Raw genomic sequence first — 18,580 nt, 5'->3', positions numbered from 1 at the left:
CCCGAATGATAGCGTAATCGGCACGGCCCCTGTGGGAGCGGGTTTACCCGCGAAGCAGGCACTGCGGTGTATGGCACCGGCTTTGCCGGTGTTCGCGGGTAAACCCGCTCCCACAGGGAATAGCGTAAATCCCCAAAATGCAAAAAGCCCCGACTGGTCGGGGCTTTTTGTTCAGCGCGAAGGCTTACTGGTTGACGGTCTTGCCGGCCACCACTGCCTCGGTCTTGCCTTTGTCCAGCACCAGCGACTTGTAGTACGCCTCGCCTTTTTCGGCGTCGTACATACCCTGCCATTTGGCGATGACCACGGCGGCCAGGGCGTTACCCACCACGTTCAGCGCGGTACGGGCCATGTCCATGATGCGGTCGACACCAGCGATGAAGGCCAGGCCTTCCAGCGGGATACCGACGCTGCCCAGGGTGGCCAGCAGCACCACGAAGGACACGCCCGGTACGCCGGCGATACCTTTGGAAGTGACCATCAGGGTCAGCACCAGCAGCAGCTGCTGGCTCCAGGACAGGTCGATGCCGTACAGCTGGGCGATGAAGATCGCCGCGATGCTCTGGTACAGGGTCGAGCCGTCGAGGTTGAACGAGTAGCCGGTCGGCACCACGAACGAGCAGATCGACTTCGGCGCACCGTACTTTTCCATCTTCTCGATCACGCGCGGCAGCACGGTCTCGGAGCTGGAAGTGGAGTAGGCGAGGATCAGCTCGTCTTTCATGATGCGCATGATCTTGATGATCGAGAAGCCGAACACGCGCGCCACCAGGCCCAGCACCATGAAGGCGAAGAAGGCGATGGCGAAGTACACCAGCAGCACCAGCTTGGCCAGCGGCAGCAAGGAGGCGAAGCCGAAGTTGGCGACAGTGGCGGCGATCAGGGCGAACACGCCGATCGGGGCGTAGTTCATGATCATGTGGGTGACCTTGAACATGGTCTCCGACACGCCCTGGAAGGTGCGCACCAGCGGCTCGCGCAGCTCGGCGTTGAGGCTCGACAAGCCCATGCCGAACATGACCGAGAAGAAGATGATCGGCAGCATTTCGCCACGCATCAGCGCTGCGAAGATGTTCGACGGGATCAGGTTGAGCAGGGTTTCGATGAACGCATGCTCATGCTGCACCTCGGCCGCGGTGGCCTGGTACTTGGAGATATCGACGGTGCCCAGGGTGCTCATGTCGATGCCGGCGCCCGGGTGGAACACGTTGGCCAGCACCAGGCCGACGACGATGGCGATGGTGGTCACCACCTCGAAGTAGAGGATGGTCTTCAGGCCAATGCTGCCCAGTTTCTTCGCGTCGCCAACTCCGGCGATACCCACGATCAGCGACGAAATCACGATCGGGACAACGATCATCTTGATCAGGCGAATGAAGATGTCGCCGGCCGGCTGGAGGACGTTGCTGATCCACCATGCCTTTTCTGCACTGAAATGATTCAGTAGCGCGCCGACTGCAACGCCCAGCAACAGACCGATGACGATCTGCCAGGCGAGGCTCAGTTTTGCCTTCTTCATGTCATTACCCTTTGTTGTAGTGGTCAAGGACGCCAACCGCTAAGCCGCGTACCAGAGCCGTTTAAAGCGTGATGGCAACACGAGCTTGGCGTGCGGTGGCCCCATGAAAGGACACCGCGAGCACATCTTTCGAGTGCTTGGGCCAGGGAAAAAGGCGGCAACTATTGCGATGGGAAGGGGGGCAGTCTAATGCCGGAAACGAGTACCCCATGCCGAATCGGCATGAGACCAGAACACAAAATCGAGCATCGCCAAGCCCTTGATTTTCAACGTTCGGATTTCCGAACAAGACCAAAGCGCCATAATTCGGCAGAATTGACGGCGTACGTACGGGGGTTTGAATGGCGTGTTCGACAATCCGAATGGCTGAAATGCCACTGAACCTGAGCTGTCAGTCAGACTAAAAAATTTCGATGTACGGTCAAGACAAAATGTGTCTTTGGTGCAAAGACGTACATATGAAGGAAGGAGTCCTACAGAAAGGCACCTCGGAAGCGAGATCGGTCTCTGATCCCTGTTGGACATGACCGATCTGCAACTTCCGATGCCACCTTCGCCTGACCCGGCCCATTACGGAGGTACTCCCTGTACCCCTAGGCCACTCCGATCCTGCAACAATCAGAACAGCCCGGCCCCCTGGTCATGCGCTGCCCCTCCTCGGGGCGGCGCATCATAGAAGCCAGAAAGATAGAAAGGTTCAGCTTCTATTTCGTGACAGTGCGTACCCGCAGGCCATCAATGGCTCAGTACCAGTTCGGGTCGCGCTTGAGCTGCTCCTGCAGCAAGGCTTTCATGCCGTCGTCAGGTTTGCCCAGCCAGCGATAGTCCGCATGGCGGGTGGGCGACTTGTCCGAGGGCAGGCCTTCGGGCACTTCCACGAGCATCCCGTAGGCGTTGTCCTTGTCCCAGCTGAACGCCACGATCAGGCGCTTGTAGGTGCAGGTACTGTCGGTTTCGCACAACGGGCCGACCAGATACTGCTCGCCGTCCTCGGTGACTGCCGACATCTGCAGCGGGGCGCTGCCGGTGAGGTTGATCACCCACTCGGGCAAACGCTCCTCGCCCTTGATCGTGTGCTGCCAGGTTGCCTGGTATTCGGGGTCCGAGCCCAACAACTGGTTGGCCCGGACCTGGCCGTCATTGGCCGCCAGCGCCAGGCCAGTGGCGCCCACAAGCAGGGCGCCAGCCAAGGCGTGGCAAAGCATCCGCTTCATGGTTCAACCCCTGCCTCGTCCAAAGAAGAAAGAAGCCACGAACAGCACCAGGAAGACAATGAACAGGATCTTCGCGATACCGGTCGCCGCGCCAGCGATACCACCGAAGCCCAGGACCGCGGCGACAATGGCGATGATCAGGAAGGTGATAGCCCAGCTCAGCATGATGTTTCTCCTTTCGCGTGCAGAATCGTTGTTGGTCTAGAACACCCAGCGTTGCTCGGGCTGGACGTTCTCGACCCGTGCAGGGGTGGTGTCACCCACCGGCAACGGCGCCACCGCCGTCACCTGCGTGCTCACACGGCTCGCCTTGAGCTGCGTCAGCACCAGGGTTTGCGCCGCCACCTGGTCGGCCAGGCGGGCGGTCTGCCAGCTGTAGTAGAACTGGCCGGCTGCCAGGGTGATCAGCAAGGCCGCGCCGAGGAACAGCAACTGGCGCAGGGGCAGTACGGCGTACTGCGTGCGGTTGACGGGTGGGTGATTCATGCCGGCTCCTCCTGCTGTACTTGTTCTTGAAACCTGAACAGGTAATTGCAGCTCGCGTGCCAGTCTTTTTCAGCTTAGAAAACTCAATAAAATCAGATAGTTATAAAATCTGACGAAATCGAGCGGGGCGTATCCTGCACGATGACCGGCAAACGCGTCGGGCGATTTGCACGATTCACCCGCACACCTGGCCCGCTGTTTAAGGGGCGGCATCCACCAGCGCTCTGCACAACCGCCATGATGGCCACGCCCTAACACCCAACTCTAAAGTTATCAGTCACTTAGCAACCATGAAGGCAACCGGCTAGCATGCAGGGCGTCGGATCAATCAGAATCGACCATGCAACTTGCCCGATTTTTCCGACACTAATTGAGATCTATCCCAAAGGAGCGCAGGAAAATGGAATCAGCCCAGGACAACCAAGGCCGCATTCTGCTGGTGGACGATGAGTCCGCCATCCTGCGTACCTTCCGCTACTGCCTCGAGGACGAGGGCTATAGCGTGGCCACCGCCAACAGTGCCGCCCAGGCCGAGGCCCTGCTGCAGCGCCAGGTGTTCGACCTGTGCTTCCTCGACTTGCGCCTGGGCGAGGACAACGGCCTCGATGTACTGGCGCAGATGCGCGTCCAGGCCCCCTGGATGCGCGTGGTGATCGTCACTGCCCATTCGGCGATCGATACCGCCGTGGACGCGATCCAGGCCGGTGCCGCCGACTACCTGGTCAAACCCTGCAGCCCTGACCAGCTGCGCCTGGCTACCGCCAAGCAACTGGAAGTGCGCCAGCTGTCGGCGCGCCTGGAAGCCCTGGAAGGCGAGCTGCGCAAACCCAAGGACGGCCTCGACTCCCACAGCCCGGCCATGATGGCCGTCCTGGAAACCGCCCGGCAGGTGGCGACCACCGACGCCAACATCCTCATCCTCGGCGAGTCGGGCACCGGCAAGGGCGAGCTGGCCCGCGCCATCCATGGCTGGAGCAAGCGCGCGCGCAAGGCCTGCGTGACCATCAACTGCCCATCGCTGAATGCCGAGCTGATGGAGAGCGAGCTGTTCGGCCACACCCGGGGCGCCTTCACCGGCGCCAGCGAAAGCACCCTGGGGCGGGTCAGCCAGGCTGACGGCGGCACCCTGTTCCTCGACGAGATCGGCGATTTCCCCCTCACATTGCAGCCAAAACTGCTGCGCTTCATCCAGGACAAGGAATACGAACGGGTCGGCGACCCGGTCACCCGCCGTGCCGATGTGCGCATCCTGGCGGCGACCAACCTCAACCTGGACGAGATGGTCCGCGAGAACCGCTTCCGTGAAGACCTGCTCTATCGCCTGAACGTGATCACCTTGCACCTGCCACCGCTGCGTGAACGCAGCGAGGACATCCTGACCCTGGCCGAGCGCTTCCTCGCCCGCTTCGTCAAAGAGTATTCACGCCCAGCCCGTGGCTTCAGCGACGAAGCCCGCACGGCACTGCTCAATTACCGCTGGCCAGGCAACATCCGCGAGTTGCGCAACGTGGTCGAGCGCGCCAGCATCATCTGCCCACAGGAGCGCGTGGAAATCAGCCACCTGGGCATGGGCGAGCAGCCCACCGGCAACGCGCCACGGGTCGGCGCCGCACTGAGCCTGGACGAACTGGAGCGCGCCCATATCGCGGCAGTGCTGGCGGCCAGCGACACCCTCGACCAGGCCGCCAAGACCCTGGGCATCGACGCCTCCACGCTGTACCGCAAACGCAAGCAGTACAACCTGTGAAAACGCCGATGAAGCTGCGCACGCGGCTGTTCCTGAGCATTTCGGCGCTGGTCACGGTGGCCCTGCTGGGGCTGCTGCTGGGGCTGGTCAGCGTGCTGCAGATGGCGAGCATGCAACAGCGCCTGGTGCAGGACACCTCCCAGACCCTGGAGTTGGGGCTCAAGCTGCGGCAGAACCTGGGCGAGCAGTTGACCCTGATGCTCGACGAAGACACCACTGCGCAAAGCCTGGTCAGCTTGCAGAACGAGTTCCAGGCCCTGCTCACCCAAGGGCTGGAGCAGGGCGGCGAACGGACCGGCTTCAGCAAGGCCGCCAGCCATTACCAAGCCTTCCTTCAGGCCTACCGGGAAAGTCCGGCTCCCGCGCGCAGCCTGGGTACCGAGCAACCCCTGGGGGCGGCATTCAGCCAGTTGCGCAACGACCTGCTCGACTCACACGAACAAGCGTTGCAGCACATCACCCGCAGCGAGGAAACGTCCCGCGACCGTGCCTTGCTGATCAGCGGCCTGCTCGGCCTGATGGGCCTGGCCGTGCTGGTGCTGGGCTTCATCACCGCACACAACATTGCGCGACGCTTCGGCCAGCCCATCGAGGCGCTGGCCAAGGCCGCCGACCAGCTGGGGCAAGGCAATTTCGACGTGACCCTGCCCGTCACCCAGGCTACCGAGCTGAACCAGCTGACCCGACGCTTCGGGCTGATGGCCGATGCCCTGCGCAAGCATCAGGCGACCAACGTCGACGAACTGCTCGCAGGCCAGCAACGCCTGCAAGCGGTGCTCGACAGCATCGACGACGGCCTGCTGATCATCGACCGACAGGGCCGCCTTGAGCACTTCAACCCGGTGGCCCAGCGCCAGTTGGGCTGGGACCACGACCGCCTGGGCGCGAGCCTGGCCGAAGCGCTGCAACGCCCGGAGCTTGAGCAGCAACTGCGCCAGGTGCTGCGCGGCGGCAGCCTGGATCGCCCGCCCGACGACCTGAGCCTGGAGGTGGACGAAGAAAGCCGCCTGCTGACCTACAGCCTGACCCCGGTCAGCCACCCGCAAGGGCCGATCCTCGGCGCGGTGATGGTGCTGCACGATGTCACCGAACAGCGCGCCTTCGAGCGGGTACGCAGCGAGTTCGTGTTGCGCGCCTCCCACGAACTGCGCACCCCGGTCACCGGCATGCACATGGCCTTCGGCCTGCTGCGCGAGCGGGTCAGTTTCCCGGCCGAGGCCCGTGAGCATGACCTGCTGGAAACCATCGGCGAAGAGATGCAGCGCCTCACCCAACTGATCAACGACCTGCTCAACTTTTCCCGCTACCAGAGCGGTCTGCAAAAACTGGAACTGGCGCCCTGCGCACTCGACGACCTGTTCGAGCGGGCCCAGGCCCGCTTTGCCGAGCAGGCGGCGGCAAAACAGATCGAGCTGATTCGCGAACTGGAACCGCCGCTGCCGCGGATCCAGGCCGATATCGCCCAGCTCGACCGGGTGCTGGACAACCTGCTGCACAACGCCATCCGCCATACCGCCAGCGGCGGGCATATCCGCCTGCATGCACGGCGGCACGCGGAGCGGGTGATCGTCAGCGTCGAGGACAACGGCGAAGGCATCGCCTATGGCCAGCAGGGGCGGATCTTCGAGCCGTTCGTGCAGGTCGGGCGCAAGAAAGGCGGGGCCGGCCTGGGCTTGGCGCTGTGCAAGGAGATCGTGCAGTTGCATGGCGGGCGCATGGGGGTGTTCTCACGGCCGGGGCAGGGGACACAGTTCTACATGGCGTTGCCGGTCTGATTCACACAGCCTAATGGGGTTATCGGTCCTTGTAGGAGCGGCCTTGTGCCGCGAAAGGGGCGCGAAGCGGCCCCAGTATCTCCAGCCCGACTCATGATTGCAGGGGCTGCTGCGCAGCCCTTTCGCGGCACAAGGCCGCTCCTACAGGCTTACGACCAGAAAGCAGCACGCCCCTCAAGGCTCGTCATCGATCCGCCGCCCCGCCACCCGCCGCCCGCGGGTGATCAACTCGGCGAACTGGCGGGCGTTGAGCGGGTGGGCGAACAGCCAGCCCTGGCCGTAGTTCACCCCTTCGCTGCTGAGGAACTGCGCCTGGTCCTCGCACTCGATACCCTCGGCGATCACCCGCAGGTGCAGGTCGTGGGCCATGCGGATGATGTGCGGGGCCACGCCACTGCTGGCGGCGTCATGACCAAGGGCGTCGATGAACGCCTTGTCGATTTTCAGGCAGTCCACCGGCAGGGTCTGCAAATAGGCCAGGCTGCAATAGCCGGTACCGAAATCATCGATCAGCACCTGATGCCCTTCGGTGCGCAAAGCCTGGAGGTTGTCCCGGGCCACCACGACGTCGATCAACCCGCGCTCGGTCACCTCGAAGGCGATCTGGCTGGCGGCCACCCGATGCTGCGCCAGCAGCCTCGCGGCAACCCGGCCGATACGCGGTTCCATGACATCACAGGCCGCCAGGTTCACCGAGATGTACAGGTGGCGGTTGGCGCGCAGCAGTTGGCCGAGCTGTTCAAGCACCCGCTGCAGGACAAAATCGGTGATCTGGCGGATCTGCCCGGTATTTTCCGCCAGCGGAATGAACAGCTCCGGGCTGGTCAGGCTGCCGTCCGGGCGGCGCCAGCGTATCAGCGCCTCGGCCCCTACACAGCGGCGGCTGTCCAGCTCGATGATCGGCTGGTACAGCACCTGCAGCTCGCCCCGGCGCAAGGCCTGCTGCAGCTCGGAACTCATCGAGCGGCGCTGCTGGATCAGTTGCAGCACCAACCAGCCGATGCAGCAGGCCAGCACCAGGCTGCCCGGGAACAGCAGCCAGAGCAGGCCGTTGAGTTTGAGCGGCAGGCTGGCCCGCGGGGCGATCAGCACCAACTGGTAGTCGGGCGACTTGGTGGCCATGCGGTAGACCAGCCGATCATGCAGTTCCAGCAGCGACTTGTGCGACGGCGGCGGCCAGTCCGCCGTGGGCGGCCATGCCTGCGGCGGGCCGAGCACCGGGATCGCGCGGTTGCCGCGGTCAAGCACCACCAGCAGGCTGCCGCCCGGCGGCAGGTCGACCACATCGCTCAGATGGCCGCGCGAGGTCGACACCAGGAAATTGCCACGGCCCAGCATCAGGGCAGCCAGGTTTTCATTGGGTTCGGTGGTGGTGTTGAGCCAATAGCTGTAGGTCGGCCCTTCTATGTCCGGCGCACGCAAGGGCTCGATGACCCGCTCGCCGCCGCGGTTGGAGCAGGCCGACTGGCCATCGGCATAGGCCGCCTCGTAGATGAACCGCGACTTCAGCGCCACCTGCTGCAGCAGGGCCTGCATCGGCGGGCCGCAGCCGCGCAGGGATTGAGACTGCAATTGGTCGACCCCTTCGCGCAACTGGCCGAACACCTGCTCCAGCCGTTCGAGAAAGCGCTCACCCCGGGCATTCATCTGGGCGCTTTCACTGTCCTTCATTTGCTGCAGGGTCACACCAACACTGGCGGCCAACAGCAGCGCAGCGCTGCCCAAGGCCGCGAGCACCGCGAGCAGCCAGGGGTGGTGAAAAAATTGACGCACTGAGGCGTTAGGGGCAGGCATGCGCGGCATCCAGTTGAATACCAAAGGTATAGCAACTGAATGACTAGCCAGCTTTGCCGTTCGGAAGACGGCGCCGCGAAGCAGGCCCCGCAAGGTTCAACGTTTGCGGTTGAGCACCTGGAGCATGGCGGCAGTCTGCGCATCCGGCAGGCCGTCGAAACGCTGCGGGCGGAAGCGCATCTGGAACGCCGCGATCACGTGGCGCGTGGCCACATCGAGCTCGCCAGTCTGGTCGATGGCATAGCCGAAACGCGCGAGTTGCTGCTGGTACCAGGCGACGGTCGGCGGGTTGGCCTCGAAGTAGGCCTGTTGGCGTGCCACCGATGCGGCGTCCGGCCAGATGCCCAGCCCAGCATCGGCCAGGCGCTTCCAGGGGAACAACGGCCCGGGGTCGAGCTTGCGCAGAGGGGCGATGTCGCTGTGACCGATGATATGGCGTGGGTCGATGTTGTTACGTTTGACGATGTCCTTGAGCAGGGCGATCAGCGCCTGCACCTGGGCTTCGCTATAAGGGTGCCAAACCCGGCCAGCCGGCGTGTCGGTGTAGCCCAGGTTGACGATCTCGATGCCGATTGAGCTGGAGTTGAGCCAGGTGCGGCCCTGCCACTGGCTGTCGCCGGCATGCCAGGCGCGACGGTTTTCATCGACCAGCTGGTAGACCGTGGCCGGGCCGTCGCCGATCAGGTAATGGCTGCTGACCTCGCCGTGGGTCAACAACGCCAGCGAGCGCTCCAGCGAAGCGTTGGTGTAATGCACGACGACGAACTGGATGCGGCTGTCCTGGTTGACCGAAGGGTGACTGCGGTCGATGCGCAGGCCGCTGGAACAACCGGCCAGGGCCAGCAGGAGCAGGGCGGTGAGGAGCTTTTTCATTGCAGGGGGCACGTCATTGAGTAGGCGACAACAGCGCTACAGTATAACGTGCTCCTGATCTGACGTTAGCCTGTATCTATTCATGCCTGCTCGACGCGATTGCGCCCTTTGTCCTTGGCCCGATACAAGGCTTCGTCCGCGCGCTTGAGCACCTGGTCGCCACGCTCGCCGGGGCGGAAGGCGCTGAGGCCGATGGAGGTGGTGATCACCACCCGCTCGCCCTTGAAGTGGAACGGGCAGGCTTCGATCGCCGCACGCAGTGCTTCGGCAACCTGCACCGCAGCGGGCGGTGAGGTTTGCGGCAACAGCAGGACGAATTCCTCACCGCCAAAGCGGGCGATGAAGTCCCGCCCACGCAGGCGTTTGCGCAGCTGGTCGGCGACGATCTTGAGCACTTTGTCGCCCGCCAGGTGGCCATAGCCATCATTGATGCGCTTGAAGTGATCGAGGTCGAGGATGGCCATCGCCAGGTGGCCGCCGTTTTCATGCCAGTCGAGCACTTCCTGTTCGACCCGCTCGGACCAGGCCGCGCGATTGGGCAGGCCGGTCAGCGGGTCGATCATTGCTTTCTGCCGCTGCTCCTCAAGGTGCTCACGGTACCCCTGGGCCTCCTGCTCCATGCTCGCCACACGCTCGGCCAACCCATGCAGGCGGCCGGCCAGCTCCTGCTCGCGACGGTCACGCTCGTGCTGGTGGTCGTCCATGGTCAGCAGCAACCCTTCCAGGCGGCCTTCGAGGATGTGCTTGAGGCTGTCGACATCGGCAGCACCCTGCACGCTGCTCTGCAGGCCGTCGACCTGCTCGCGCAACTGGCTGTCCAGCTCGCGAGCGACGGAGCTGTTGTCGGCATGGCCGGTACTGGCTTCGTGCAGATGGCTCTGGAAGCTTTCCAGGCGTTCGTTGAGCTGCTGCAGGTAGGCTTCGAACTCGTGCTGGCCGCTGTCGGTAATGGCCAGCATCAGTACCGCCAGGTCATCCAGCACCGGGATCAGTTCATACCAGTTGAGGCCGCGCGCCACGCGCTCGCGCATCTCCAGGGCCTGGGCCTTGTGGCGCTCGGGCAGGCTGAGGTCGTCGAGCAGGCCGATCAAGGTCTGCTCGATGTGGGCGGCCACCTGGCTGTAGGGTGGCTCGACTGCGTCGGGCAGGGCATACGGGCCGTCTTCGCCGGCCAGCTCTTCGAGGGTCTGTAGCGGTGCTGGCCGGGTGGCTTCGGGCACATCCTCGGCGGGCAATGGTGCAGGCTCCTGCGCCTGCTGCTCAATGACTTGCGTCTCGGCTTGCGGCTCAAGTTCAGGCCCGGCTTGCGGCTGGGGCACCGCGAAGACTGCTTCGACAGCGTCAACCAGTACAGGGCCCGATACCTCGATCACCGGCTGCTGCGGCGGGGCGGGCGCGTGTTCGGTGACGTCCTGGGCTGGCACCGGCGCACTGACCGAGAGCGGGTGGAGTTCGTCGGCATCCTGTGGTTGTGCATCCAGTTCAACAGGCAAGCTCGCCAAGGCCTCAGGTTGAACAGGTCCAGGCGTGGCCGTGGGTTGCAGATCCCCCTGCGCCTCATCGCGACCACCGAACAGGCGCTGGAGAAAACCCGGGCGGGCCTCGTCGTCGGTTTTTTGCACCGCACTCAAGGCGCGTCCTTGCAGGCCGCTGAGCTCACCCAGCAGGGGCGGCAGTTCACGGGACTGGCTGACGCCACCGTCGAGCTTTTTCGCCAGTTTCTTCAGGGGCCGCGACACTTCACCCGGGAGCGGCAAGGCCTGCAGTTGGCTGACCAGTGCTGTCAGCGCGTCGCTGACCTGGTTCATGCGGGTTTCCCGACGCTGCTCGGAATCGAGCACGGCCTTTTCCAGGCGTGGGATCAACCCGGCGAGCCCGGCGTCCATATTGTCGCTGCGGATGACTTCGCGCATTTCCTTCATGCACTGGTCGACGATCTTGTCGCTACCTTCCGCGGCCAGGGTGCTGCGCACCAGGCCACGACGCAACAGGTCGAGCCGGGCGTCCCAACGCCGCTCGAGTTTTTCCTGCTGTTCGATGCTTTTAAGGTATTTTTCTTTCCAGCGCTCGGCTTCTTCGCTCATGCCTGAATCCGCAAAGGGTGATGGCATCTAGCCCTGTGATGACTGGATTTCGGCACAAGTCCCCAACACTTGAACGCGCCGATCACATACGCAGGCCTAGCTCAGGACCGGCAGCGTATCCACAGTCAGGGCATCAGGCAATCGGATCTCGACGGCGACGGGCAGGTGATCGGAAATCGGTTGTGCCAGCACCTCGACCCGTTCCAGGGTGAGGCTCGGGCTGAGCAGGATGTGATCGAGGCAGCGCTGTGGTCGCCAGCTCGGGAAGGTGGCCTCGACCTGGGGCGCAATCAGGCCCAGGTCGCGCAGCGGCGAGTGCTCGAGCAGGTCGGTGGCATGGGTGTTCATGTCACCCATGAGGATCTGATGACGGTAGCCGCCGATCAGCTCACGAATGTAGGCCAGTTGGCGGGCGCGGGTCTTGGCACCCAGCGCCAGATGCATCATCACCACGATCAGCGCGTCGTCGCCTTCGCCAAAACGCACCAGGATCGCGCCGCGACCGGCCGGGCCGGGCAGCGGGTGGTCTTCCAGGTGCTGGGGCTTCAGGCGGCTGAGTACGCCGTTGCTGTGCTGGGCGAAACGCCCGAGGTTGCGGTTGAGCTGCTGGTACCAGTAGGGAAAGGCGCCCAGTTGGGCAAGGTGCTCCACCTGGTTGACGTAGCCTGAGCGCAGGCTGCCGCCATCGGCCTCTTGCAGGGCCACCAGGTCGAAATCGCCCAGCAGGTCACCGATCTTCTGCAGGTTGCCCGCTCGCCCGGTATGCGGCAGCAGGTGCTGCCAGCTGCGGGTCAGATAATGACGGTAGCGCTCGGTGCTGATGCCGACCTGGATGTTGAAACTGAGCAGCCGCAGGCGACCATCCTCTGGCAGGCCAGAGGCCTGCAGGTGATGTTCGTTGACCTGCGGCTGGTGCAGGCCGACGCCACGGGTGGGGCGCAAGCGAGCCATGGGGTTCGCCGCTTACTTAGCGGCGCGCTCCTTGTCGATCAACTGGTCGGCAACGTTCAGTACGCCTTCCGGACCACCTGCGGTGCCCAGGTCGAAGCGGTACTTGCCGTTGACCACCATGCTTGGCACGCCGGTGATTTCGTACTTCTTGGCCAGCTCTTTGGCCTGGTTGACCTGGCCCTTGATGGCGAAGGAGTTGAAGGTGGCGAGGAACTTGTCCTTGTCCACGCCCTGGGTAGCCAGGAAGTCGGCCATGTCTTGCGGGTCGGTCAGGCGCTTGCGCTGGTTCTGGATGGCATCGAAGACCGCGGCATGCACCTTGTGCTCGACGCCCATGGCTTCGAGGGTCAGGAACATCTGGCCGTGGGCATCCCACGGGCCGCCGAACATGGCGGGTACGCGCTTGAAGTTGACGTCCTTGGGCAGCTTCTCGGCCCACGGGTTGATCACAGGTTCAAAGTGGTAGCAGTGCGGGCAGCCGTACCAGAAGAGTTCGACCACTTCGATCTTGCCCGGCACGGACACGGGGACGGGGTTGCTCAGCTCGATATATTCCTTGCCGGCGGTGGCAGGCTCCGCGGCCTGTACGGCGGTCATACCGAACACGCTGGCGGCGACCAGCGCAGCGCTGAGAATCAGTTTACGCATGCTTTACTCCTGAGCAGTCTTTGGTCGCCTCGACGCGACCTGTCTGGGACAGGCCGGGAAGGGCGTGAGTTCTGTAGTGTACGACCCTGAACGAAAAAAAGGGCAGCACGGGCTGCCCTTTCATCTTTGCCGCACATCATTAACCCATTGTTAACGCGCGGCTTGCCGAGCCCTGTTGCCGGCAAGCAGACGCCAGGGCCTGGCGACTGACCTCAGTGCAACCCCTGGATGTAGCTGGAGAGCGCCTCGATATCCTTGTTGCTCAGCTTGCCGGCGATGGTGCGCATGGTCATGGCGTCGCCGTCGTTGGTGCGGTTGCCTTCACGGAAATCCGTGAGCTGCTTGGTCACGTACTGCGAATGCTGGCCACCGAGGTGCGGGAAACCGGCCAGGGCGATCCCTGCGCCGTTGGGCGAGTGGCAGCCGGTACAGGCGGGCATGCCTTTTTCCAGGTCGCCGCCGTTGAATAACGCGCGGCCTCGTTCCACCAGTTTAGGGTCGGCGGCGCCGACACTGCCTTTCTGGCTGGAGAAGTACGCGGCGATATCGGCCAGGTCCTGGTCGCTGAAGTTGGCGAGCATGCCCGTCATTTCCAGCACGGTACGCTTGCCGGCCTTGATATCGTGCAGCTGTTTTTCGAGATAACGTTCGCCTTGGCCGGCGAGTTTCGGGAAGTTCGGCGCCAGGCTGTTGCCGTCGGGGTTGTGGCAGGCGCCACAGACGGCCGTCTTGGCCTGGCCAGCGGCAGCATCGCCTTTGATGGGTTCGGCAGCAGTGGCCGCACCCGCGACACCCATGGTCAACAGCAGACTCACGACTAGTTTGTTCATCAGCTAATCCAACACGGCTAAGGGTGAAATGTTATGTATCGGGACTGCCGCTCATCCAAAGGATGACCAATCGGTAGTCCTCGGCACTGCAGTCCATGCACAATCCACGCGGCGGCATAGCCTTGAAACCCTGTGTAACATGCGCCACCAGTTGCGCCATGCCTTGCGCCAGCCTTGGCTCCCAGGCCGCCCGGTCACCCCGTTTGGGGGCCTGTGGCAACTGTCCGGCGTGACAGGCCGCACACGTGCGGTTGTACAACGCCTCGGGATCCTGTGTAGCCTGTGCGCTGAAATACGGCAGGAACATACCGACAGCAAGCAGCCATTTCGCCATGCGGAACGACCTGACAGGGTTGGGGGCCGCGCTGCGTTCTATTGCGCGAGCTATTGTTCGGCACCCCATGCCCGTTCTCCTTCGCTGGGAGAATGAGCACACAAAAACTGGGGCATTATATACTTCCGTCATCCAAACGGAAACGACACCGCTTGCCGCGCCTGGGCCAACCGTTCCAGTGCCGGGCAACACCCACATCGGATATCCCATGCAAGTCAAGAACCCCATCCTCGGCCTCTGCCAGAAAGCCACCTTCGCCCTCAGCGCCGCCAAGGTCGAACAATGCCCTGAAGACCAGGGTTACGAGGTGGCCTTCGCCGGCCGTTCCAACGCCGGCAAATCCAGCGCCCTCAACACCCTGACCCATGCCAGCCTGGCGCGGACTTCCAAGACCCCAGGCCGCACCCAGCTGTTGAATTTCTTCAGTCTGGACGATGAACGGCGTTTGGTCGACCTGCCGGGCTACGGTTATGCAAAAGTGCCGATCCCGCTCAAGCAGCACTGGCAAAAGCACCTGGAAGCCTACCTGGGCAGCCGCGAGTGCCTGCGCGGGGTGATCCTGATGATGGACGTGCGCCACCCGATGACCGACTTCGACAAGATGATGCTCGACTGGGCCAAGGCCAGCGGCATGCCCATGCACATCCTGTTGACCAAGGCCGACAAGCTGACCCACGGTGCCGGCAAGAACACCCTGCTCAAGGTGCAGTCGGAAATTCGCAAGGGCTGGGGCGACAGTGCCACCATCCAGCTGTTCTCGGCGCCCAAGCGCCTGGGGCTGGAAGAGGCCTACCGCGTGCTGGCGGACTGGATGGAGCTGGAAGACAAGCCGGTGGCGTAAATGCTTTCGAGCTGGGTGCGTGGGAGCGGCGGTGCGCCGGTCCCACGATGCCCCCGCAAACGCTGAATTGCGGGCAAAAAAAACCCCGGACTTCGTATGGGGAGGGGGAAGTTCGGGGTCTAAGTCCGGACCGCTAGGGCGGGGTCCAGATATCTGCCAACACTTAACACAACATAGGAGCATCGAAAGGCTTCACCAGCCATTCAGTTACTCTGAGTGGCGGTTCACCGGATTAGTTCCGAGGCCCTCAAAACTATTTGAAATAGTTTCATGAACCAGCCGATCTAAGGCCAGGACCCGCGACACCACGCCGCAGATCCTACACAGCTTTCACCCCGCGTTTAGTGAGCTTCGTCCCAATTCGAGCCGACGCCCACTTCCACCAGCAGCGGCACGTCAAGCTCGGCGGCGCCACTCATGTAGCCGCGAATTTCATCTTTGACCTGCTCCACCATGCCCTCGCGCACTTCCAGCACCAGTTCGTCGTGCACCTGCAGGATCACCCGCGCATCCAGCCCGCTGTCGGTCAGCCAGTTGTCCACCGCCACCATGGCGCGCTTGATGATGTCCGCCGCAGTGCCTTGCATCGGCGCGTTGATCGCGGTGCGTTCGGCGCCTTTGCGCAGGGCCGGGTTCTTGGCGTTGATGTCCGGCAAGTACAGGCGGCGCCCGAACAAGGTCTCGACGAAGCCCTGCTCGGCCGCCTGGGCGCGGGTGCGCTCCATATAGGCCAGCACGCCCGGGTAACGGGCGAAGTAGCGGTCGATGTAGTCCTGGGACTGTTTGCGGTCGACGCCGATCTGCTTGGCCAGGCCGAATGCGCTCATGCCGTAGATCAGGCCGAAGTTGATCGCCTTGGCGCTGCGGCGCTGGTCAGTGGTGACTTGATCCAACGCCACGCCGAAGACTTCGGCGGCGGTGGCGCGGTGCACGTCCAGGTCGTTGCGGAACGCGTGCAGCAGCCCTTCGTCCTTGGCCAGGTGGGCCATGATGCGCAGCTCGATCTGCGAATAGTCCGCCGCCAGCAACTTGTAGCCGGGGCTTGCGACAAAGGCCTGGCGGATGCGTCGGCCTTCGGCGGTGCGCACGGGAATGTTCTGCAGGTTCGGGTCGCTGGACGACAGCCTCCCGGTAGCGGCGACCGCCTGCTGGTAAGAGGTATGCACACGCCCGGTACGCGGGTTGATCTGCCCCGGCAGCTTGTCGGTGTAGGTGCTCTTGAGCTTGCTCAGGCTGCGGTACTGCATCAGCACCTTGGGCAGCGGGTAGCCTTGCTCGGCCAGGTCGTCCAGCACGGCTTCGGCGGTGGAGGGCTGGCCCTTGGCGGTCTTGCTCAGCACCGGCATGCCCAGCTTGTCGTAGAGGATCACCCCCAGTTGCTTGGGTGAGCCAAGGTTGAATTCCTCGCCGGCCAGCTCGAACGCCTCGCGCTCCAGCTCGACCATCTTCGCCCCCAGCTCACCGCTCTGCACCCCCAGCAGCGCGGCATCGACCAATGCGCCCTGGCGCTCGATCTTCGCCAGCACCGGCACCAGCGGCATCTCGATGTCCATCAGCACTGGCAGCACGCTCGGCGTTTCGGCCAACCGCGCCTGCAACGCATGGTGCAGGCGCAGGGTAATGTCGGCGTCCTCGGCGGCGTAGGGGCCGGCTTTCTCCAGCGGGATCTGGTTGAAGGTCAGCTGCTTGGCGCCCTTGCCGGCGATGTCTTCGAAACTGATGGTGGTGTGCTCGAGGTACCTCTGCGCCAGGCTGTCCATGTCGTGACGGCTGGCGGTGGAATTGAGCACGTAGGACTCGAGCATGGTGTCGTAGGCCACGCCGCGCATCTGGATGGCCGGGCTGCCGTTGGCCAGGATGTTGATGTCGTACTTGGCGTTCTGGCCGATCTTGCCTTTGGCCGGGTCTTCCAGCAGCGGCTTGAGCGCCTGCAGCACTGCCTCGCGGTCCAGCTGGGCAGGCGCGCCTTCATAATCGTGGGCCAGGGGCACGTAGGCGGCCACATTGGGTTCAATGGCGAACGACAGGCCGACCAGTTGCGCCTTCTGCGCATCAAGGCCGGTGGTTTCGGTGTCGAAGGCGAACAGCGGCGCCTGGCGCAGCTTCTCCAGCCAGGCGTCGAAACGCGCCTGGTCCAGGATGGTTTCATACTGCGGCTCGACCTTGGCCGCGGGTGCCTCGACAACAGGTGCAGTGCCAGTGGCGGCGCCCTTGGGCGCAGCCTGGGCAGCATCACGCTGCACTTCGGCGACCCAGCTCTTGAACTCCATCTCGGTGTACAGCGCCAGCAAGGCGTCACGGTCCGGCTCGCCGCAAACCAGGGCGTCAACCTCGACATCCAGCTCCACATCGCACTTGATGGTGGCCAGCTCGTAGGAAAGGAAGGCCGCGTCGCAGTGCTCCTCAAGCTTGGCGGCCAGGGTCTTGGCCCCGCGAATGGCCAGGCCCGCGACCTTGTCCAGGTTCTGGTACACATCGCTCAGCCCGCCACCGATACCGGTCAGCAGGCCCACGGCGGTCTTCTCGCCAACACCCGGCACGCCGGGGATGTTGTCGACCTTGTCGCCCATCAGGGCGAGGAAGTCGATGATGTGTTCGGGACCGACGCCAAACTTCTCGTGCACGCCAGCCACGTCCAGCACGCTACCGGTCATGGTGTTGACCAGCGTAACGTGGCCGTCCACCAGCTGGGCCATGTCCTTGTCGCCGGTCGAGATGATCACCGGCCGGCCGGCGGCCGCGCTGCTGCGGGCCAGGGTGCCGATCACGTCATCGGCCTCCACTCCCTCTACACACAGCAGCGGGTAGCCCAGGGCACGCACGCTGGCGTGCAGCGGCTCGACCTGCACCCGCAGGTCGTCGGGCATGCTTGGGCGGTTGGCCTTGTACTCGGCGAACATGGCGTCGCGGAAGGTCCCGCCCTTGGCATCGAACACCACCGCGAACAGGCTGTCCGGGTATTGCTTGCGCAGGCTCTTGAGCATGTTCAGCACGCCCTTGACCGCACCGGTGGGCAGGCCTTTGGAGGTGGTCAACGGCGGCAGCGCGTGGAAGGCACGGTAGAGGTAGGAGGAACCGTCCACCAGGACGAGGGGCGCTTGGCTCATGAGGAGAATCAACCTTTTCGACGGGTCCGGCGCTAGAATAGCCAGAATCATTGACGACAAAGGGACTAGGTTATCATGCGTACATTGAATCGCCTGTTAGTGCTCGGCCTGTTGGCAACCATGCCAGTCGTCACCCTGGCGGCGGACGACGCCCCATCGGCAGATCCCGATGTGACCATTCGCACGGAAGGCGACAAAACCATCCAGGAATACCGGCAAAACGGCTTCCTGTATGCGATCAAGATCACGCCGAAAAACGGCAAGCCTTATTTCCTGGTACGCGCGGATGGCACCGATGCCAACTTCATTCGTTCCGACCAGCCGGACATGCTGATCCCGGCCTGGAAGATCTTCGAGTGGTAAGCCAGTAACGCGTA

The 18,580-nt window shown here is 63.5% G+C and carries 16 protein-coding genes; 4 read left to right on the top strand and 12 right to left on the bottom strand.

Going from position 1 to position 18,580, the window contains the following annotated elements; genetic code table 11:
* Window positions 1–184: 184 nt before the first annotated feature.
* From gltP to DM373_RS18875, 4 genes are all read right to left on the bottom strand, one after another.
* Window positions 185–1,519, bottom strand: a complete 1,335-nt coding sequence (gene gltP / locus DM373_RS18890; protein ID WP_110995031.1) for a glutamate/aspartate:proton symporter GltP — start codon at window positions 1,517–1,519, stop codon at window positions 185–187.
* A 743-nt stretch (window positions 1,520–2,262) separates the two neighbouring features.
* Window positions 2,263–2,733 (bottom strand): inhibitor of vertebrate lysozyme family protein, encoded by a 471-nt coding sequence (locus DM373_RS18885; RefSeq protein ID WP_110995030.1) that lies wholly within the window; start codon window positions 2,731–2,733, stop codon window positions 2,263–2,265.
* 3 nt (window positions 2,734–2,736) lie between these two features.
* Window positions 2,737–2,898: a DUF1328 domain-containing protein gene (locus DM373_RS18880; protein ID WP_003252966.1), complete on the bottom strand. Its 162-nt coding sequence runs from the start codon at window positions 2,896–2,898 to the stop codon at window positions 2,737–2,739.
* Between the two features lie 36 nt (window positions 2,899–2,934).
* The gene (locus tag DM373_RS18875; RefSeq protein ID WP_110995029.1) at window positions 2,935–3,219 is read right to left on the bottom strand and encodes a hypothetical protein; all 285 of its coding nucleotides are present in this window, start codon (window positions 3,217–3,219) and stop codon (window positions 2,935–2,937) included.
* Window positions 3,220–3,619: 400 nt separating this feature from the next.
* Between DM373_RS18875 and algB the strand changes: the two genes are divergently transcribed.
* Together algB and DM373_RS18865 are read left to right on the top strand one after the other, a co-directional pair.
* On the top strand, window positions 3,620–4,966 hold the full coding sequence (gene algB / locus DM373_RS18870) for a sigma-54-dependent response regulator transcription factor AlgB (RefSeq protein WP_110995028.1): 1,347 nt from the start codon (window positions 3,620–3,622) through the stop codon (window positions 4,964–4,966).
* Window positions 4,967–4,974: 8 nt separating this feature from the next.
* Window positions 4,975–6,741 (top strand): KinB sensor domain-containing domain, encoded by a 1,767-nt coding sequence (locus tag DM373_RS18865; protein ID WP_425272600.1) that lies wholly within the window; start codon window positions 4,975–4,977, stop codon window positions 6,739–6,741.
* A gap of 174 nt (window positions 6,742–6,915) precedes the next feature.
* Here DM373_RS18865 and DM373_RS18860 read toward each other — a convergent pair whose 3' ends face one another.
* The 7 genes from DM373_RS18860 to DM373_RS18830 form a co-directional block, all read right to left on the bottom strand.
* Window positions 6,916–8,535, bottom strand: a complete 1,620-nt coding sequence (locus DM373_RS18860) for an EAL domain-containing protein (RefSeq protein WP_110995026.1) — start codon at window positions 8,533–8,535, stop codon at window positions 6,916–6,918.
* 96 nt (window positions 8,536–8,631) lie between these two features.
* The gene (locus tag DM373_RS18855; protein WP_208642810.1) at window positions 8,632–9,408 is read right to left on the bottom strand and encodes an N-acetylmuramoyl-L-alanine amidase; all 777 of its coding nucleotides are present in this window, start codon (window positions 9,406–9,408) and stop codon (window positions 8,632–8,634) included.
* Between the two features lie 80 nt (window positions 9,409–9,488).
* Complete coding sequence (locus DM373_RS18850) at window positions 9,489–11,492, bottom strand: GGDEF domain-containing protein (RefSeq protein ID WP_110995024.1); 2,004 nt, start codon at window positions 11,490–11,492, stop codon at window positions 9,489–9,491.
* Between the two features lie 96 nt (window positions 11,493–11,588).
* Complete coding sequence (locus tag DM373_RS18845) at window positions 11,589–12,443, bottom strand: endonuclease/exonuclease/phosphatase family protein (RefSeq protein WP_110995023.1); 855 nt, start codon at window positions 12,441–12,443, stop codon at window positions 11,589–11,591.
* Between the two features lie 12 nt (window positions 12,444–12,455).
* A complete protein-coding gene (gene dsbA / locus DM373_RS18840; protein WP_110995022.1) occupies window positions 12,456–13,091 on the bottom strand; it encodes a thiol:disulfide interchange protein DsbA in 636 nt (211 codons plus the stop codon).
* A gap of 212 nt (window positions 13,092–13,303) precedes the next feature.
* Window positions 13,304–13,921, bottom strand: coding sequence for a c-type cytochrome (locus tag DM373_RS18835; RefSeq protein WP_110995021.1), 618 nt, complete (start codon window positions 13,919–13,921; stop codon window positions 13,304–13,306).
* 31 nt (window positions 13,922–13,952) lie between these two features.
* On the bottom strand, window positions 13,953–14,255 hold the full coding sequence (locus DM373_RS18830; RefSeq protein ID WP_110995057.1) for a c-type cytochrome: 303 nt from the start codon (window positions 14,253–14,255) through the stop codon (window positions 13,953–13,955).
* A gap of 208 nt (window positions 14,256–14,463) precedes the next feature.
* Here DM373_RS18830 and yihA point away from each other — a divergent pair, with 208 nt between their 5' ends.
* Window positions 14,464–15,096 (top strand): ribosome biogenesis GTP-binding protein YihA/YsxC, encoded by a 633-nt coding sequence (yihA, locus tag DM373_RS18825; protein WP_110995020.1) that lies wholly within the window; start codon window positions 14,464–14,466, stop codon window positions 15,094–15,096.
* Window positions 15,097–15,437: 341 nt separating this feature from the next.
* Here yihA and polA read toward each other — a convergent pair whose 3' ends face one another.
* On the bottom strand, window positions 15,438–18,203 hold the full coding sequence (gene polA / locus DM373_RS18820; RefSeq protein WP_110995019.1) for a DNA polymerase I: 2,766 nt from the start codon (window positions 18,201–18,203) through the stop codon (window positions 15,438–15,440).
* Window positions 18,204–18,278: 75 nt separating this feature from the next.
* Between polA and DM373_RS18815 the strand changes: the two genes are divergently transcribed.
* Entirely contained in the window at window positions 18,279–18,566 is a 288-nt protein-coding gene (locus DM373_RS18815) for a DUF2782 domain-containing protein (protein WP_110995018.1), read from the top strand.
* Window positions 18,567–18,580 lie beyond the last annotated feature (14 nt).

The organism is Pseudomonas sichuanensis (assembly GCF_003231305.1).
GTDB lineage: Bacteria > Pseudomonadota > Gammaproteobacteria > Pseudomonadales > Pseudomonadaceae > Aquipseudomonas > Aquipseudomonas sichuanensis.
The sequence above is the reverse complement of the archived record's forward strand: the minus strand, read 5'-3'. Positions and strand labels throughout refer to the sequence as shown.

Coding starts and splice junctions, on each gene's coding strand:
- gltP (WP_110995031.1), bottom strand. CDS start 1,519: ATGAAGAAGGCAAAACTGAGCCTCGCCTGGCAGATCGTCATCGGTCTG.
- DM373_RS18885 (WP_110995030.1), bottom strand. CDS start 2,733: ATGAAGCGGATGCTTTGCCACGCCTTGGCTGGCGCCCTGCTTGTGGGC.
- DM373_RS18880 (WP_003252966.1), bottom strand. CDS start 2,898: ATGCTGAGCTGGGCTATCACCTTCCTGATCATCGCCATTGTCGCCGCG.
- DM373_RS18875 (WP_110995029.1), bottom strand. CDS start 3,219: ATGAATCACCCACCCGTCAACCGCACGCAGTACGCCGTACTGCCCCTG.
- algB (WP_110995028.1), top strand. CDS start 3,620: ATGGAATCAGCCCAGGACAACCAAGGCCGCATTCTGCTGGTGGACGAT.
- DM373_RS18865 (WP_425272600.1), top strand. CDS start 4,975: ATGAAGCTGCGCACGCGGCTGTTCCTGAGCATTTCGGCGCTGGTCACG.
- DM373_RS18860 (WP_110995026.1), bottom strand. CDS start 8,535: ATGCCTGCCCCTAACGCCTCAGTGCGTCAATTTTTTCACCACCCCTGG.
- DM373_RS18855 (WP_208642810.1), bottom strand. CDS start 9,408: ATGAAAAAGCTCCTCACCGCCCTGCTCCTGCTGGCCCTGGCCGGTTGT.
- DM373_RS18850 (WP_110995024.1), bottom strand. CDS start 11,492: ATGAGCGAAGAAGCCGAGCGCTGGAAAGAAAAATACCTTAAAAGCATC.
- DM373_RS18845 (WP_110995023.1), bottom strand. CDS start 12,443: ATGGCTCGCTTGCGCCCCACCCGTGGCGTCGGCCTGCACCAGCCGCAG.
- dsbA (WP_110995022.1), bottom strand. CDS start 13,091: ATGCGTAAACTGATTCTCAGCGCTGCGCTGGTCGCCGCCAGCGTGTTC.
- DM373_RS18835 (WP_110995021.1), bottom strand. CDS start 13,921: ATGAACAAACTAGTCGTGAGTCTGCTGTTGACCATGGGTGTCGCGGGT.
- DM373_RS18830 (WP_110995057.1), bottom strand. CDS start 14,255: ATGGCGAAATGGCTGCTTGCTGTCGGTATGTTCCTGCCGTATTTCAGC.
- yihA (WP_110995020.1), top strand. CDS start 14,464: ATGCAAGTCAAGAACCCCATCCTCGGCCTCTGCCAGAAAGCCACCTTC.
- polA (WP_110995019.1), bottom strand. CDS start 18,203: ATGAGCCAAGCGCCCCTCGTCCTGGTGGACGGTTCCTCCTACCTCTAC.
- DM373_RS18815 (WP_110995018.1), top strand. CDS start 18,279: ATGCGTACATTGAATCGCCTGTTAGTGCTCGGCCTGTTGGCAACCATG.